This window comes from Pseudolysinimonas sp. 10J20-29, assembly GCF_055809595.1.
In genome coordinates this window covers 892,755-906,803 of record NZ_CM147917.1, presented here as the reverse complement: position 1 = coordinate 906,803, position 14,049 = coordinate 892,755, and the positions used below count along the sequence as shown (strand labels likewise).

Sequence of the window (14,049 nt, the reverse complement as noted above, 5' to 3'; positions counted from 1 at the left end):
CTATTCGTCACCGAGTCGTGATCTGGTCGGCGGCGTCCTCGTCCGCCGCCGATGCGCGCGCTTCGGCCTCGGCGCGCTCCGTGATGCGCAGGGCCATGCCGCGGAAGATCACGCCGTGGAACGGGAGGATGGCGAACCAGTAGAGCCGTCCGGCGAGGCCGCGCGGGAAGAACACGGCGCGCTGCCGGTAGAGCGAGCCGCCGTCCTGCGGCACGGCGGAGAGCTCGAGCCAGGCGCGGCCGGGGAGCTTCATCTCGGCGCGCAGGCGCAGGAAACGGCCGCGGTCGAGCTGCTCCACCCGCCAGAAGTCGAGCGCCTCGCCGAGCGCCAACTGGTGCGGATGACGACGCCCGCGGCGCAGCCCCACCCCGCCGACGAGCTTGTCGAGCCAGCCACGCAGCGCCCAGGCGAGCGGGAAGGAGTACCAGCCGTTGTCGCCGCCGATCCCCTCGATCACCCGCCACAGCTGCTCGGGTGAGGCCGTGGAGTGCTGCTCCCGCGCATCCACGTAGACGGTGTGGCCGGACCACTCCGGGTCGCTCGGCAGCGGATCGCTCGGGGCGCCGAGCACGGGATCGTTCTGCCAGCTGGTCTCCACCTCGCCGGCGCGCATCTTGCCGAGCGCCAGGCGCACCGCGCGCCGGTAGCTGGTGAGGCCGTCCTCGGGATCCGGAATCCAGCGCGCGATGTCGTGCTCGTGGCAGACGGCGTCGTTCTGCAGGCTCGTCACCAGCGGCACGGCGAGCGAGCGCGGGATCGGAGTGACCAGGTTGACCCAGTGCGAGGCGAGCCACGGCGTCAGCACCGGCAGCGAGGCGATCGGCCGCTGGTGAAGCCCCGCCTCGACCGCGTAGCCGTTCATCATCTGGCCGTAGCGCAGCACATCCGGTCCGCCGATGTCGAAGGCGCGGTTCACCTCGGGCGGCAGCTCGGCCGCCTCGAGCAGGTAGTAGAGCACGTCGCGCACGGCGATCGGCTGGATGAAGTTGCGCACCCATTTCGGTGCGGGCATATACGGCAGCACCTCGGTGAGGTGCCGGATCATCTCAAAGCTCGCCGAGCCGGAGCCGATCACGACCCCCGCCTGCAGCGCCGCCGTCGGCACTCCGGAGTCGAGCAGGATCTCTCCGACCTCGGCACGGGAGCGCAGGTGCGGCGAGAGCTTGCCCTCGGGATGCAGGCCGCCGAGGTAGACGATGCGCGAGACGCCCGCCGCGCGCGCCGCCACCGCGAAGGTCTCGGCGTGCCGCCGGTCGACGTCGGCGAAGTCGCGGTGCGCGGTCATCGAATGCACCAGGTAGTACGCGACCTCACGGCCGTCGAGCGCGCGGCGCACCGACTCCGGATCACCGAGGTCGCCCTCGACGACCTCGACGTCGTCCGCCCAGGGCACGTCGCGCAGTCGCGAGCGGTCGCGCACGAGCACGCGCACATCGTGACCGCGTTCCAGAAGCCGGGGAGCCAAGCGCCCGCCCAGATACCCGGTCGCGCCGGTCAGGAGGATGCGCATGCCGCCACGTTAGGCCTCCGGGCTGAAGAAACCCCGGGTCTCGACGAGATCCAGTCCCCCGCAAGGTCGTGCACGCGAGAAACCCGCGCCCGTCCCCGCGAGCGGTGCCAAAAGCGCGATCGTGCGCGCCGCGATCGCACTTTTCGCACCGCTCGCGCCGCGCGCGACCGGCGAACGCGCCGCCCGGCTCAGATCAGCGACTTGGTGTGCCAGACCGTCTTCGTCTCGGTGAGGGCCACGATCCTGTCGAACGAGCGCGCGGGCACGCCCGGCTCCGGGTGCAGGACGCGCTTCAGCGTGTCCGCCGCCGCGATCTCGAGGTCGACCCAGTCGAGGCCGTCGGCGCCGCACAGGTCGAGCGCGTTCACGTCGGCGTGGCTTGCCAGCCACGGGGCGATCTCGGCCGGCGAGCCGGTGAGCACGTTCACGACGCCGCCGGGCAGATCACTCGTGGCGAAGACCTCGGCGAGACTGATCGCGCTGAGCGGGTGCTTCTCGCTCGCGATCACGACCACCGTGTTGCCGCTCACAATCGCGGGCGCGACCACGTTGACGAGGCCGAGGAGCGACGCACCCGTGCCCTGCGGTGCGACGACCGCGACGACGCCGGTCGGCTCCGGCACCGAGAGGTTGAAGTAGGGGCCCGCGACAGGGTTGCCGGTTCCGGCGACCTGCACGTACTTGTCGGCCCAGCCGGCGAACCACACCCAGGAGTCGATTGCCGCATCCACCTGCGCGGTGGCCGCCGACTTCGACACGCCCTCGGAGGCGGCGATCTCGGCGACGAACTGCTCGCGTCGGCCCTCCAGCACCTCGGCGATGCGGTACAGCACCTGACCGCGGTTGTAGGCGGTCGCGCCCGCCCAGCCGGGCTGCGCGGCGCGGGCGGCCACAACGGCGTCGCGCCCGTCCTTGCGGCTGGCGAGCGCGGCGTTGGCGAGGAACTTGCCCTTCGGCGTGGTCACCTCGTAGCTGCGCCCCGACTCCGTGCGCGGGAACTTGCCGCCGATGTAGAGCTTGTAGGTCTTGGGGATCGTCAGGTGGGTCATCGGGTTGCTCCCTCGGTCTCGATACGCGCGCTAGGCGCGCTACTCGACCCGCTCCGCCGGATCATCGGGTTGCTCCCTTGGTCTCGATACGCGCGCGTCGCGCGCTGCTCGACCCGCCTGCGGCGAGATACGCGGTGAGGCCGTGGCGGCCGCCCTCCCGGCCGTAGCCGGACTCCTTGTAGCCGCCGAACGGCGATGCCGGGTCGAAGCGGTTGAAGGTGTTCGCCCAGATCACCCCCGCGCGCAGCTTGTCGGCGACGGCGAGGATCTTCGAGCCCTTGTCGCTCCAGATGCCGGCCGAGAGGCCGTACGGCGTGTTGTTCGCCTTGGCGATCGCCTCGGCGGGTGTGCGGAAGGTGAGCACGCTGAGCACCGGGCCGAAGATCTCCTCGCGGGCGACGCGCGAGCTCGTCGACACATTCGTGAAGATCGTCGGGGCGTACCAGAAGCCGTTCTCGGGGAAGTCGCACGGGGCGCTCCAGCGCTCGGCGCCCTCGGCCTCCCCCGCCGCGACGAGCGCCGTGATGCGCTCGAGCTGCTCCTGCGAGTTGATCGCGCCGATGTCGGTGTTCTTGTCGAGCGGATCGCCGAGACGCAGCGTCGACAGGCGGCTCTTCAGCCGGTCGATGACCTCGTCGTGCACGTTCTCCTGCACCAGCAGGCGGCTGCCCGCGCAGCAGACGTGACCCTGGTTGAAGAAGATGCCGTTGACGATGCCCTCGATCGCCTGATCGATCGGCGCGTCATCGAACACGATGTTGGCGGCCTTGCCGCCGAGCTCCAGCGTGACCTTCTTGCCGGTGCCGGCCACCGCCTTGGCGATCTCACGGCCGACCGCGGTCGAGCCGGTGAAGGCGACCTTGTCGATGTCGGGGTGGCGCACGAGCGTCGCCCCGGTCGCGCCCGCACCGGTCACGATGTTGACGACGCCCTTCGGCAGGTCGGCCTGCTGCAGGATCTCGGCGAACAGCAGCGCCGTGAGCGAGGTCGTCTCGGCCGGCTTCAGCACCACCGTGTTGCCCGCGGCGAGCGCCGGGGCGACCTTCCAGGCGAGCATCAGCAGCGGGAAGTTCCACGGGATGACCTGACCCGCCACCCCGAGCGCCTTCGGGTTCGCACCGAGGCCCGCGTAGTCGAGCTTGTCGGCCCACCCTGCGTAGTAGAAGAACCAGGCCGCGACGAGCGGCACGTCAACGTCGCGGCTCTCCTTGATCGGCTTGCCGTTGTCGAGGCTCTCGGCCACGGCGAGCTCGCGCGCGCGCTCCTGCACGAGGCGGGCGATGCGGAACAGGTACTTGCCGCGGTCGGCGCCGGACAGCTTCGACCAGGTCTTGTCGTAGGCGCGGCGGGCCGCGGCGACGGCCAGATCGACGTCGCGCTCGTTCGCGGTGGCGATCTCGGCGATCACCTTCTCGGTCGCGGGCGACACCGTCGAGAACGGGGTGCCGTGGCCGTCGACGAAGTCGCCGTCGATGAACAGGCCGTAGGAATCGCGGAGCTTCAGGATGCTCGTCGACTCGGGCGCCGGGGCGTAGTCCAGGAAACCGCCACCGGCGGGGATGTCAATGTCTTTCACCATGCTGCGGTCCTCAGTCGATCGTGACGTAGTCGGGGCCGGAGTAGTGGCCGGTCTGGAGCTTCTGCCGCTGCAGCAGCACATCGTTGAGCAGGCTGGAGGCGCCGAACCGGAACAGGTGCGGCTGCAGCCACTCCTCGCCGACCGTCTCGGCCACCGTCACCAGGTACTTGATCGCATCCTTCGAGGTGCGGATGCCGCCGGCCGGCTTCACGCCGATCTTCTCCCCCGTCAGGCGGTGCCAGTCGCGCACCACCTCGAGCATGAGGAGGGTGACCGGCAGCGTCGCCGCGGGGCTCACCTTGCCGGTCGAGGTCTTGATGAAGTCGCCGCCGGCGAGAATCGCCAGCCAACTGGCCCGGCGCACGTTGTCGTAGGAGTTCAGCTCGCCGGTCTCGAGGATCACCTTGAGGCTCGCGAAGGTGCCGTCCTCGCGGCGGCAGGCCTCCTTGACCGCGACGATCTGCTCGAAGACCTCGCCGTAGCGGCCCGCGAGGAACGCGCCGCGGTCGATCACCATGTCGATCTCGTCGGCGCCCGCCGCGACCGCGTCGCGGGTGTCGGCGAGCTTCACGGCGAGCGAGGCGCGACCGCTCGGGAACGCGGTGGCGACCGCCGCGACGGAGATGAGGCCGTCATCCGGGTCGCCGTGGAGGGCGCCGAGCGCCGCCACCGCATCCGGAACCATGTCGCCGTACACGCAGACCGCCGCCACGCGGGGCGTGTCGGGCGAGCTCGGGTCGGGCGTGATCGCCTTCGCGACGAGCGAGCGAACCTTGCCCGGGGTGTCGGCTCCCTCCAACGTGGTGAGGTCGATCAGCTCGATGATGCGGTCGAGGGCCCAGGCCTTCGAGGTGGTCTTGATCGAGCGCGTTCCGAGGGCCGCCGCGCGCTGCTCGAGGCCAACGGCGTCAACGCCCGGGAGGCCTTCCAGATGGAGTCGCAGGCTCTTCTCGGTCAGCTCGGCGCCGAGCAGCCTGGTCGCGCGTTCGGCAGGGGCGAGCGCGGTGCGCGTCGTCACGCCGGAAGAGGTGGCATTCACCCCCCGAGTCTAGCGAGCGCGCCTGAAACTCTCAGGGGGACGCGACGGTCGCGGCCCGCAGCAGGTGCTGCTCATAGTCGGCGCCGTGATCGCGCTCCCAGTTGTCCCAATCGACGGGATGCCCGCGCAGCAGCTCCTCCAGCTGGTCGAGCCGGGTCTGCCAGCCCGCGATCAGCGGCGCACGGAAGCGGCTGTCGATGTGCTGCGGAACGGTGAGGACGAGCTCGGTGACCCCGCCGCGGGAGCCGCCGCTCGACTCGGTCAGCTCGACGCGCACGTGACCCAGGCGCGGCCCGTCGCTCTCGACGATCGCGGGGACCGCCGGCTCATCGGGGGCCGGGTCGCGCCGTTCGAGCACGTCGACGCCCTCGACGAGGCTCGCATCCGGATGCAGCCAGCCCTCCATCAGGATCGGGTCGACGATCGCCTCCCAGACGATCGAGCGCGGCAGATCGATCACCCGTTCCAGCCTCGAGACGCCGTTCACGCCGCCAGTGTACTGCTCTGTCGACCCCGGATGAGCAGCCACGCGGCGGTCGCTACGCTGGGAAAAACTGTGCATCCGCCGACCGAAAGTAGCGCCCTGCCGTGATCCCTGTTGCCCTCGCCATCGACCTCGGCGGTACGAAGGTCGAAGCTGGACTCGTCACCGCCGACGGCACGGTCGTCGCCTCCTCGCGCCACCGGCGCCCCACCGGCCCCGACTCGAGCTCGGAGCAGCTCGCCGAGGCGGTCACGGGCGCCACCATGGCGGCCCTCGCCAGCGTCGGCCCGGATCACGAGCTGATCGGCGCGGGCATCGGCGCGGCCGGCCCGATCAACGTGGCGGCGGGTGCCGTCTCGCCGCTCAACCTGGCGAGCTGGCGCGAGTATCCGCTGCGCGACCTGGTGCGCAGCATCGTGGAGCCCGTCGCACCCGGTGTGCCGGTGACGCTGCGCATGGATGGTCTCTGCATCGCCCTCGCCGAGCACTGGGTGGGCGCCGCGCGCGGCGCCGACAACGCCATGGGCATGATCGTGTCGACCGGAATCGGCGGCGGCCTGATCCTCGGCGGCCGCACCGTCCCCGGACCCACCGGCAACGCGGGCCACATCGGACACGTCGAGGTCGCCGGCTTCGATGACCCCTGCGCCTGCGGCGGCGCCGGATGCCTGGAGGCGGTCGCCTCCGGTCCCAAGACGGTCGCCTGGGCGCGCCGCGAAGGCTGGGAGGGCACCACCGGCGAAGAACTCGCCGCCGCCTACGCCGCGGGCGACGAGATCGCCCGTCGCGCCGTCGCCCGTTCCGGTCGCGCCATCGGCCAGGCGATCGCCTCCGCCACCGCACTCGTCGACCTGGACGTCGTCGCGATCGGCGGCGGCTTCTCGCACGTGACCCCGGACCTCTTCGACGCGATCCGCGAGCCGATCGCCGAGCACATCCAGTTCGGCTTCGTGACGAAGGTGCGTGTCGTGCCGTCGGGGCTCTCCGGCGACGGCCCGCTGATCGGCGCGGCCGCGCTCATCCACCGCTCCGAGCTGATCGACTCCTAGCCGGCGCGGCGCTCGAGCTCGTCCTCGACGGTCTCACCGCGCGCCAGCACGAACAGCGCAGGCACGGCGAAGACGGCGGCCGCGAGCAGCAGCCACAGCGGTGCGACCCATCCCCCGGTCGCCGAGTGGATGATCCCGACCAGGAACGGACCGGCCGCGCCGACGAGGTAGCCGAAGCCCTGCACGAAGCCGCTGAGCGCCACCGCTCCGGAGGCGGTGCGCGAGCGGAGCCCGATAAGCGCCAGCGCGAGCGGGAACAGCAGCGGGCCGAAGCCGGCCAGCAGCACCCACAGCCACGTCGCGGTCAACGGGGCGATGAGCAGCCCCAGATACCCGGCGACGTGGAAGGCGATCCCGGCGACGACGAGCGGAGCGGCGGAGCGCAGTCGCGAGGCGAGCACGGGCACCAGCAGCGCGGCGGGGAAGCCGGCGATCGTGAACAGCGCGAGCAGACCGCCCGCGGCGGCCGGGTCCACGCCGGCCAGGTCGCTCACCAGTAGCGGCAGCCAGGCGAAGGCCGCGTACGCGCCGAACGAGGCCGTGGCGAACACGCCGGCGACCGACCAGGCGATCGGCGAGCGCAGAACGCTGAGCCGTGAGGCGACGGGAAGCGCGCCGGTCTCGACCGCTTCGGCGGCGCGGGCCGCCGCATCGTGAGCCTGATCGTGACGCCCGAGCAGGCTGATCACCCAGGGAATCGCCACCACGATCGCCGAGGCGAACCAGACGCCGAGCGATACCCGCCACCCTGCGCCCTCCGCGACGGGCACCGCGATGAGCGCCGGGATGGTAGCGCCGACCGACATGACGGTCGCGTAGATGGCCGTGACGGCCCCGACCCGGCTCGGGAAGTAGCGCTTCACGATCGGCGGCAGCAGCACGTTGGCGACGCCCACCCCGAGCAGCGTGACGATCGTCGCCGTCACGAGGATGAGCGGGGAGCCGGCGAGGGCGCGCCCCAGGTGGCCCGCGACCATGACGACGATCGCGAGCACGAGAGCGCGCTCCAATCCCACCCCGCGCACCACGATCGGCCCGATCAGCCCGGAGGCCGCGAAGGCGAGCGGAGGCGTGGCCCCGAGCACGCCGAGCGCGACGGGATCGAGCGCGAGCTCCGCGGAGATGAGGTCGACGATGGGCGAGATCGCGGCCACCGCGGTGCGCAGGTTGAGGGCGAGCAGCACGACGCCGACGAACACGAGCACGCGGCCGCGCCGAAGCCTTCGAGCCTCGAAGGCCTCCCGTTCATTCACCGCACGAGTCTAGGAGGGAGTGCCTGTGTGGCGCCGCCTCGTGCGCGAGCCCGCCCGCGTACAGTCGCCTCATGCGCGATCGAACTGGGCACCTCCCGCGGCGCGACGGCGCGCGTCGCGATGCGGCGCGGGTCGAGACGAACTGGTCGAGGCGCCAGGGCGAGCTGCTGCTCGCGGTGGCAGAGATCCTCGAGGCCGAGGGGCCGGGAATCGCCACCCACGCCACGCTGCGCGCCGGAATCACGGTCGACGACCTCGCCCGCTCGGTCGCTCGCACGGCCACGCGATCGCGACGCGAACGCGCCGCCCTGGAGAGCGAGAACCTCGCCGAGCTGACGACCCGCATCCGCTCGCTCGCCATGGAGCGCCTCGCCGCCCGGACGCGCGTGCGCGTGCCGGAGCTCGGCACGACGCTCGCGGATGCCTGGGAGCTCGCCCTCGCCCTCGGCCGGCCGCTCGCGGTCTCCTCGACCGTCTCCGAGGCGGTGGCCTCGGCGCGCCTCCGCGCCGCACCGCTGGCCACCCGGGCAGTGCTTCGGGGGCGCCGCCTGATCGCCAGCGACGCCGGATGGGAGCTCGGGACGGGGGCCGCGATCACCGGCAGCGCGGCCGCCATCGTGCTGTTCCTGTACGGCCGCCGCGACGCACCGGGCGCCTAGCGCCGGTCAGTGCTGGCGCTCGACGGCCAGGATGTCTCGCACCTTCGCCACGTCGGAGTTCAGCTCCGCCACGAGGGACTCGATGCCGTCGAAGCGCAGCATCGGACGCACGAAGTCGACGAACTCGAGCTCGATCGTGCGCCCGTAGGCGTCGACATCGACATCGAGCAGGTACGCCTCGACCTGGTGCTCGGGCACCCCCGTGAACGTCGGGTTGTTGCCGACCGACACGGCGGCCGGGTAGCGCGCGCCGTCGATCGTCGCCCAGGCGGCATAGACGCCGTCGGCGGGCACGAAGCCCTCGAGGCGGGGGTCGAGATTCGCGGTCGGGAAGCCGAGCTCGCGCCCGCGATGCTCGCCGTGCACCACGACGGAGCGCACCGTCGGGGCGCGTCCGAGCAGCTTCGCCGCGTCGTGCACCTTGCCCTCGTCAAGCAGTTCGCGGATCCAGGTGGACGACGTCCGCCGCGCCGAGCCGCTCACGGCGTCCCCCGACCCGGCGACGTCGCCGACCACGACGGTCTCGAATCCGCGCTCGGCCCCGATCCGGGTGAGCAGGTCGACATCGCCCTGACCGCGCGCGCCGAAGCGGAAGTCGGCACCGGCGAGCACGACTCGGGCGCCGAGCGCGTGCACGAGCGTGTCTTCGACGAACTCGGTCGCCGGGACGGCGCTGAGTGCGCGGTCGAAGGTGAGCATGAGGGTCGCCTCGACCCCGGCATCCGCCAGCAGTTCGAGCTTCTGCTCATTGCTCACCAGCGCCGGCGGGCACAGCTCGGGCCGCAGCAGCGCGAGCGGGTTGCGGTCGAACGTCACCACCACCGGCGAGATGCCGAGCTCCTCGGCGCGCGCGCAGAGCGTCTGAAGCAGCGCGCGGTGCCCGAGGTGCACCCCGTCGAACTTGCCGATCGCGATCGCCGACGGTCCGAAGTCGGCGGGCACCTCGGCCAGGCTGCGGAAGATCTTCACGACGCCGCCGCCTCCGCCGGCTCCCGCGTGCTGCGGCGAAGCCACCACAGGCCGAGGATCGGCAGGGCGAGCGGCACCAGCAGGTAGCCGGCCCCGAAGGCGCTCCACACGGTCGCCTGACCGCCGAACGGCGACGCGGAGTCGAGCCCCAGCAGCCCCGGCGCGACCACGCTCACGGTGCCGATGCTGAGCACGCCGAGCAGCTCGAAGCCGATCGTGATCCAGGCCAGCCGATCCCAGCGCAGCGCGAGGGCGAGCGTCGCCACCACGTACACCACGGCGGCGGCGGCCGAGAGCGAGTAGGCCAGCGGCGCCTCGTCGAAGCGCGTGGCGATCTGCAGCACCGAGCGCCCGGTCGCCGCGATCGCCAGGATGCCGTAGACGGCGACGAGGGCGCGGCCGGAGCCGCTGATCCGCCGCGGCGACGGACTCGATTCGGGTGAGCGCAACATCGCCCCCCAGCGTACTGCCGTCGGGCCCGGCACGCCGCGCGGCTCAGGCCAGCTGGATCGCCCAGATCTGCTGCATGCGGTAGATCATGATCGCGATCGAGATCGCCGCGATCCCCAGCACCACGCTGCTCCAGCGCGAGCGCTCCATCAGCGCCCACAGCACGGCGATCGGCGGGATCAGCAGCGCCGTCACGAGATACACGAAGAACTCCAGCACGCTGCCGGTGGCGACGTTGCCGAAGCCGGGCGCCACCAGCGCGATGATCAGCTGCGCGATCAGCAGCAGCTCCACGAGCGCGACCGACAGGATCGCGGCGTCGTTGGGCGCGCGCTTGGTGATGCCCAGACCGACGCAGTACAGCCCCGCGAGCGACGCGATGACGACCTGAATGATCGTGAACCAGGAGATCATGAGAGCACCTCCTGGGTGGGGAAATTGACGAGGATGCGCGCGGTGCCGTCGACGACCGACGCCAGACCCGCCAGCCGGCCGTCCGGTCCGAGCAGAGCGACGACCTCCGCATCCGGGTGGTCGACCGTGATGCGCTTGCCGTGCGCCAGATCGCGCAGCCGGGCCTCGTCGAGGGTCGAGCTCGGGTAGAGGGCGGTCGCCACGGCGCCGGGCGCGAGCAGTGCCGCGCGGGCCCGCTCCGGCTGCTCGGGGTCGAGCACGATCGCGTCGTCGACGGAGAACGGGCCGATCCGCGTGCGCCGCAGCGCCGTCAGGTGACCGCCGACGCCGAGCGCCGCGCCCAGGTCACGCGCCAGCGCGCGCACGTAGGTGCCGGAGGAGACGCTCACCCGCACGTCGAGGTCGATCGTGCCCTCGGGCAGCTCGGACCCGCGCCGCTCCTCGTCGACGACGAACGAGGCCACGGTGACGTCGCGGCCGCGCAGCTCCACGGTCTCGCCCGCGCGCGCCAGCTCGTAGGCGCGCCGGCCCTGCACCTTGATCGCGCTGACCGTCGACGGGACCTGCGTGATCGGGCCGGTGAGGCTCGCGATGACCTCGTCGATCGCGGCGCGGTCAAGGCCGCGCGCATCCGCCCCGCCCGTGATCTCGCCCTCGGCGTCGTCGCTGTCCGTCGACTGGCCGAGACGGATCGTCGCCGAGTAGTCCTTGTCGAGTCCGACGAGGTAGGTCAGCAGGCGGGTGGCGCTGTCGACGCCGAGCACCAGCAGCCCGGTCGCCATCGGGTCGAGGGTGCCCGCGTGGCCGACCTTGCGCGTGCCGAGGGCGCGACGGGCCCTCGCGACGACGTCATGGCTCGTGAAGCCCTGCGGCTTTTCGACGAGCAGCACTCCCGGGCTTGCAGACACCTCGACATCGTATCGCCGCGCGCCCGCCACGCCTGCGCCCCTACGATGCCAGAGTGCGAATCGGAATCATCGGAGTCGGAGCCGTCGGCGGCGCCCTCGCCGCCCTGCTGGAGAAGGCGGGGCACGAGGTGGCGGTTGCGGCGCGCGGAGCGCACCTCGCCGCGATCCGCGAGCACGGCATCCGACTGGAGGGCGGCTTCGGCGAGCACGTCGCGCGAGTGAGCGCGGACGAGTTCCTGACCGAAGCCCCCGAGCTCGCGATCCTCGCCACCAAGGCGCAGGATGCCCGTGTCGCCCTCGACGCGCACGGCACGGTGCTGCGCGGCGTCCCGCTGCTCGTCGTGCAGAACGGCCTAGGCGGCCTCACCGTCGCGCGCGAGGAGCTCCCCGACTCGCCGCTGATCGGCGGCCTGGCGCTGTTCGCCGCCTCCTACCTCTCCCCCGGGCGGATCACCATCACCGCCGCGCTGCCGCTCGTGATCGGCGCCGGCGACGGCACCGCCCCCGACGAGCTGGATGCTCTCGCCGCCACGCTCGGCGAGGCCCTCCCGACCGAGATCGCGCCCGACCTCGAGTCGGCGCAGTGGAGCAAGCTCCTCGTGAACCACGTGAACGCGCTGCCCGCGATCACCGGGCTGAGCGTGCAGGAGGTGGTCGCGCATCCGGGGCTTCGCCGGGTGATGACGGCCAGCATGCGCGAGACGGTGCGCGTGGCGCGGCGGCGCGGCATCCGCCTCGGCGAGATGCAGGGCGTCTCCGGCCGACTGCTCGAGGCCATCGGGTGGGCGCCGCTGGCGATCGGCTCGCTCTTCCCGCGGATGCTCGCCGACCGGATGGGCGACGTGCCGAACCCCGGTTCGACGCTGCAGAGCATCCAGCGCGGCCAGCTGACCGAGATCGACTTCCTGAATGGCGCGGTCGTCGCCGCGGCGCAGCAGGCGGGGATCAGCACCCCGACGAACGCCGCCCTCGTGAATCTCGTGCACCAGGTGGAGCGGTCGGGGCAGTTCCTCGACCCCGAGGACGTTCTCGCGCGCGTGCCGGTCTAGCGGGGCGCCGGGCCGGCAAGGGTCGGCTCAGCGGGAGCCGGGTCAGCGAGGGACGGGTCAGCGCGAGCCGGGTCAGCGGAGCCGGGTCAGCAGGAGTCGGCGAACACCCGGCGGGGGCTCTCCGGGTTGCTGTTGTCCACGATGGCGCTCGCACGCGTGCGCGGCTCCGCGTCGGCGGCGTACTTCGCCAGCGGCTCGCCCGGCCCGTCGAGCCAGATGCTGAAGTTCCAGATCGAGCGCAGGTCGGAGCGCAGCAGGTACTCCCCCTCGACCAGGAGGATCGTGCTCGCGGGCGCGGTGGTCCAGGTCGGCTCGAGCGGCTGATCCGCGTCGGCGTCGAAGGCGGCCAGCACGAACGCGGCGCTGCCGCCGAGCCGGAACGGATCGATCAGCACCCGACGGAACACCGAGTAGTCGAAGGCGTCACGGTAGCGCCCCTCGGGGGTGTCGGCTCCGCGCTCGCTCCGCGGGCGCTGGAAGTCGTCGATGTGCGCCACGACGGCGGCGTGCCCCCGTCGCACCAGGATGGCGGCCAGGTCGCTCGCGAACTCGCGCGAGCCGGACCCCTCGGCGCCCTCGACCGCCACGGTGACCCGACCCTTGGCGTAGTGGGTCAGGATCTCGGCGGCGAGCGCCTCCAGCGCATCCTCGCGGGCGGGCGACCATGTCGGCATGATCCCAGCGTAGCCACGGCGTCGTAGCCTGGCACGGTATGAATTCACCGGACTCCCCCGACGACCCGCGTGCGCTGCTCGGCGAGCGCGTCGCGGCGTGGTTCGCGGCCGGCCATCGCGACCTGCCGTGGCGACGGGACGGCTTCGGGGCCTGGGGCATCCTGGTGAGCGAGTTCATGCTGCAGCAGACGCCCGTCGCGCGGGTGATCCCGCGCCTGGAGGCGTGGCTGGAGCGCTGGCCCGCCCCCGCCGACCTGGCCGCCGTGCCGCCGGGTGAGGCGGTGCGCGCCTGGGATCGGCTCGGGTACCCGCGTCGCGCGCTCGCGCTGCACGGGGCGGCCGTCGCCATCGCCGAGCAGCACGGCGGGCGGGTGCCCGACGACGTGGACGCGCTGCTCGCCCTCCCCGGCGTGGGGCCGTACACCGCCCGCGCCGTCGCCGCCTTCGCCTACGGCGTGCGCACCCCCGTCGTCGACACCAATGTGCGTCGCGTGCTCGCGCGAGCGGTCCGCGGGGATGCGGAGCCCGGCCCGCCCTCGACCCGCCGCGACCTCGCCGAGATGGAGGCGACACTGCCACCGGATGCGGCGACCGCCCGACTCGCCAACGCCGGCACCATGGAGCTCGGCCAGACCCTGTGCACCGCGCGGGCGCCGCGCTGCGAGGAGTGCCCGCTCGCCTCGCAGTGCGCCTGGCGCGCCGCCGGCTACCCGGCATACACCGGGGCGCGGGCGCCGCGCCAGAAAAGGTACGAGGGCTCCGATCGGCAGGTGCGCGGGCTCGTGCTCGGCGAGCTGCGCGCGCACGAGGTGCCGGTGCCGCTGGAGGCGCTGCGCGCCCGCTGGACCGCGGCCGGTCTCGACGACGCCGAGCAGCTCGCGCGGGCACTCGCCGGGCTCGAGCGCGACGGGCTCATCACCTCCGCTCCCGAGGGCTACTCGCTGCCCGCCGCTTAGGGTGGAG

At 72.5% G+C, this 14,049-nt stretch carries 15 protein-coding genes; 4 read left to right on the top strand and 11 right to left on the bottom strand.

The features are described 5' to 3' along the window. Positions 1-7: 7 nt before the first annotated feature. From AC0L6Y_RS04445 to AC0L6Y_RS04425, 5 genes are all read right to left on the bottom strand, one after another. Positions 8-1,510: an SDR family oxidoreductase gene (locus tag AC0L6Y_RS04445; protein ID WP_473556334.1), complete on the bottom strand. Its 1,503-nt coding sequence runs from the start codon at positions 1,508-1,510 to the stop codon at positions 8-10. Positions 1,511-1,698: 188 nt separating this feature from the next. Then, positions 1,699-2,559 carry an aldehyde dehydrogenase family protein gene (locus AC0L6Y_RS04440; RefSeq protein ID WP_473556330.1) on the bottom strand — a complete coding sequence of 287 codons (861 nt, stop codon included), beginning with the start codon at positions 2,557-2,559 and terminating at the stop codon, positions 1,699-1,701. A 61-nt stretch (positions 2,560-2,620) separates the two neighbouring features. Continuing rightward, positions 2,621-4,138, bottom strand: a complete 1,518-nt coding sequence (locus tag AC0L6Y_RS04435) for an aldehyde dehydrogenase family protein (protein WP_473556327.1) — start codon at positions 4,136-4,138, stop codon at positions 2,621-2,623. A 10-nt stretch (positions 4,139-4,148) separates the two neighbouring features. Continuing rightward, the gene (gene deoC / locus AC0L6Y_RS04430) at positions 4,149-5,177 is read right to left on the bottom strand and encodes a deoxyribose-phosphate aldolase (RefSeq protein ID WP_473556321.1); all 1,029 of its coding nucleotides are present in this window, start codon (positions 5,175-5,177) and stop codon (positions 4,149-4,151) included. A gap of 31 nt (positions 5,178-5,208) precedes the next feature. Beyond that, positions 5,209-5,664, bottom strand: a complete 456-nt coding sequence (locus tag AC0L6Y_RS04425; protein ID WP_473556317.1) for an SRPBCC family protein — start codon at positions 5,662-5,664, stop codon at positions 5,209-5,211. A 104-nt stretch (positions 5,665-5,768) separates the two neighbouring features. Here AC0L6Y_RS04425 and AC0L6Y_RS04420 point away from each other — a divergent pair, with 104 nt between their 5' ends. Continuing rightward, a complete protein-coding gene (locus AC0L6Y_RS04420; RefSeq protein WP_473558254.1) occupies positions 5,769-6,710 on the top strand; it encodes an ROK family protein in 942 nt (313 codons plus the stop codon). Here the strand turns inward: AC0L6Y_RS04420 and AC0L6Y_RS04415 are convergent. After that, a complete protein-coding gene (locus AC0L6Y_RS04415; protein WP_473556313.1) occupies positions 6,707-7,963 on the bottom strand; it encodes an MFS transporter in 1,257 nt (418 codons plus the stop codon). The genes AC0L6Y_RS04420 and AC0L6Y_RS04415 overlap by 4 nt on opposite strands. Before the next feature lie 71 nt (positions 7,964-8,034). On the opposite strand from AC0L6Y_RS04415, the gene AC0L6Y_RS04410 reads away from it, so the two are divergent. After that, on the top strand, positions 8,035-8,622 hold the full coding sequence (locus AC0L6Y_RS04410; RefSeq protein ID WP_473556309.1) for a hypothetical protein: 588 nt from the start codon (positions 8,035-8,037) through the stop codon (positions 8,620-8,622). 6 nt (positions 8,623-8,628) lie between these two features. Here AC0L6Y_RS04410 and AC0L6Y_RS04405 read toward each other — a convergent pair whose 3' ends face one another. Genes AC0L6Y_RS04405 through truB form a run of 4 tightly spaced genes read right to left on the bottom strand, consistent with a single transcriptional unit; the run spans position 8,629 to position 11,363 of the window. Then, positions 8,629-9,591 (bottom strand): bifunctional riboflavin kinase/FAD synthetase, encoded by a 963-nt coding sequence (locus AC0L6Y_RS04405; protein WP_473558250.1) that lies wholly within the window; start codon positions 9,589-9,591, stop codon positions 8,629-8,631. Continuing rightward, positions 9,588-10,043 carry a hypothetical protein gene (locus tag AC0L6Y_RS04400; protein ID WP_473556304.1) on the bottom strand — a complete coding sequence of 152 codons (456 nt, stop codon included), beginning with the start codon at positions 10,041-10,043 and terminating at the stop codon, positions 9,588-9,590. The genes AC0L6Y_RS04405 and AC0L6Y_RS04400 overlap by 4 nt, the downstream gene beginning before the upstream one ends. Before the next feature lie 43 nt (positions 10,044-10,086). After that, a complete protein-coding gene (locus AC0L6Y_RS04395) occupies positions 10,087-10,455 on the bottom strand; it encodes a hypothetical protein (protein ID WP_473556301.1) in 369 nt (122 codons plus the stop codon). Continuing rightward, positions 10,452-11,363, bottom strand: coding sequence for a tRNA pseudouridine(55) synthase TruB (gene truB, locus AC0L6Y_RS04390; RefSeq protein ID WP_473556297.1), 912 nt, complete (start codon positions 11,361-11,363; stop codon positions 10,452-10,454). Before truB ends, AC0L6Y_RS04395 begins: the two co-directional genes overlap by 4 nt. Positions 11,364-11,416: 53 nt before the next feature. On the opposite strand from truB, the gene AC0L6Y_RS04385 reads away from it, so the two are divergent. Next, positions 11,417-12,412 (top strand): ketopantoate reductase family protein, encoded by a 996-nt coding sequence (locus tag AC0L6Y_RS04385; protein WP_473556292.1) that lies wholly within the window; start codon positions 11,417-11,419, stop codon positions 12,410-12,412. Positions 12,413-12,498: 86 nt separating this feature from the next. Here the strand turns inward: AC0L6Y_RS04385 and AC0L6Y_RS04380 are convergent, their stop codons facing one another. After that, positions 12,499-13,086: a nucleoside/nucleotide kinase family protein gene (locus tag AC0L6Y_RS04380; protein WP_473556287.1), complete on the bottom strand. Its 588-nt coding sequence runs from the start codon at positions 13,084-13,086 to the stop codon at positions 12,499-12,501. 38 nt (positions 13,087-13,124) lie between these two features. Here AC0L6Y_RS04380 and AC0L6Y_RS04375 point away from each other — a divergent pair, with 38 nt between their 5' ends. Further along, positions 13,125-14,042: an HhH-GPD family protein gene (locus AC0L6Y_RS04375; RefSeq protein ID WP_473556284.1), complete on the top strand. Its 918-nt coding sequence runs from the start codon at positions 13,125-13,127 to the stop codon at positions 14,040-14,042. The last annotated feature ends 7 nt before the right edge of the window (positions 14,043-14,049 follow it).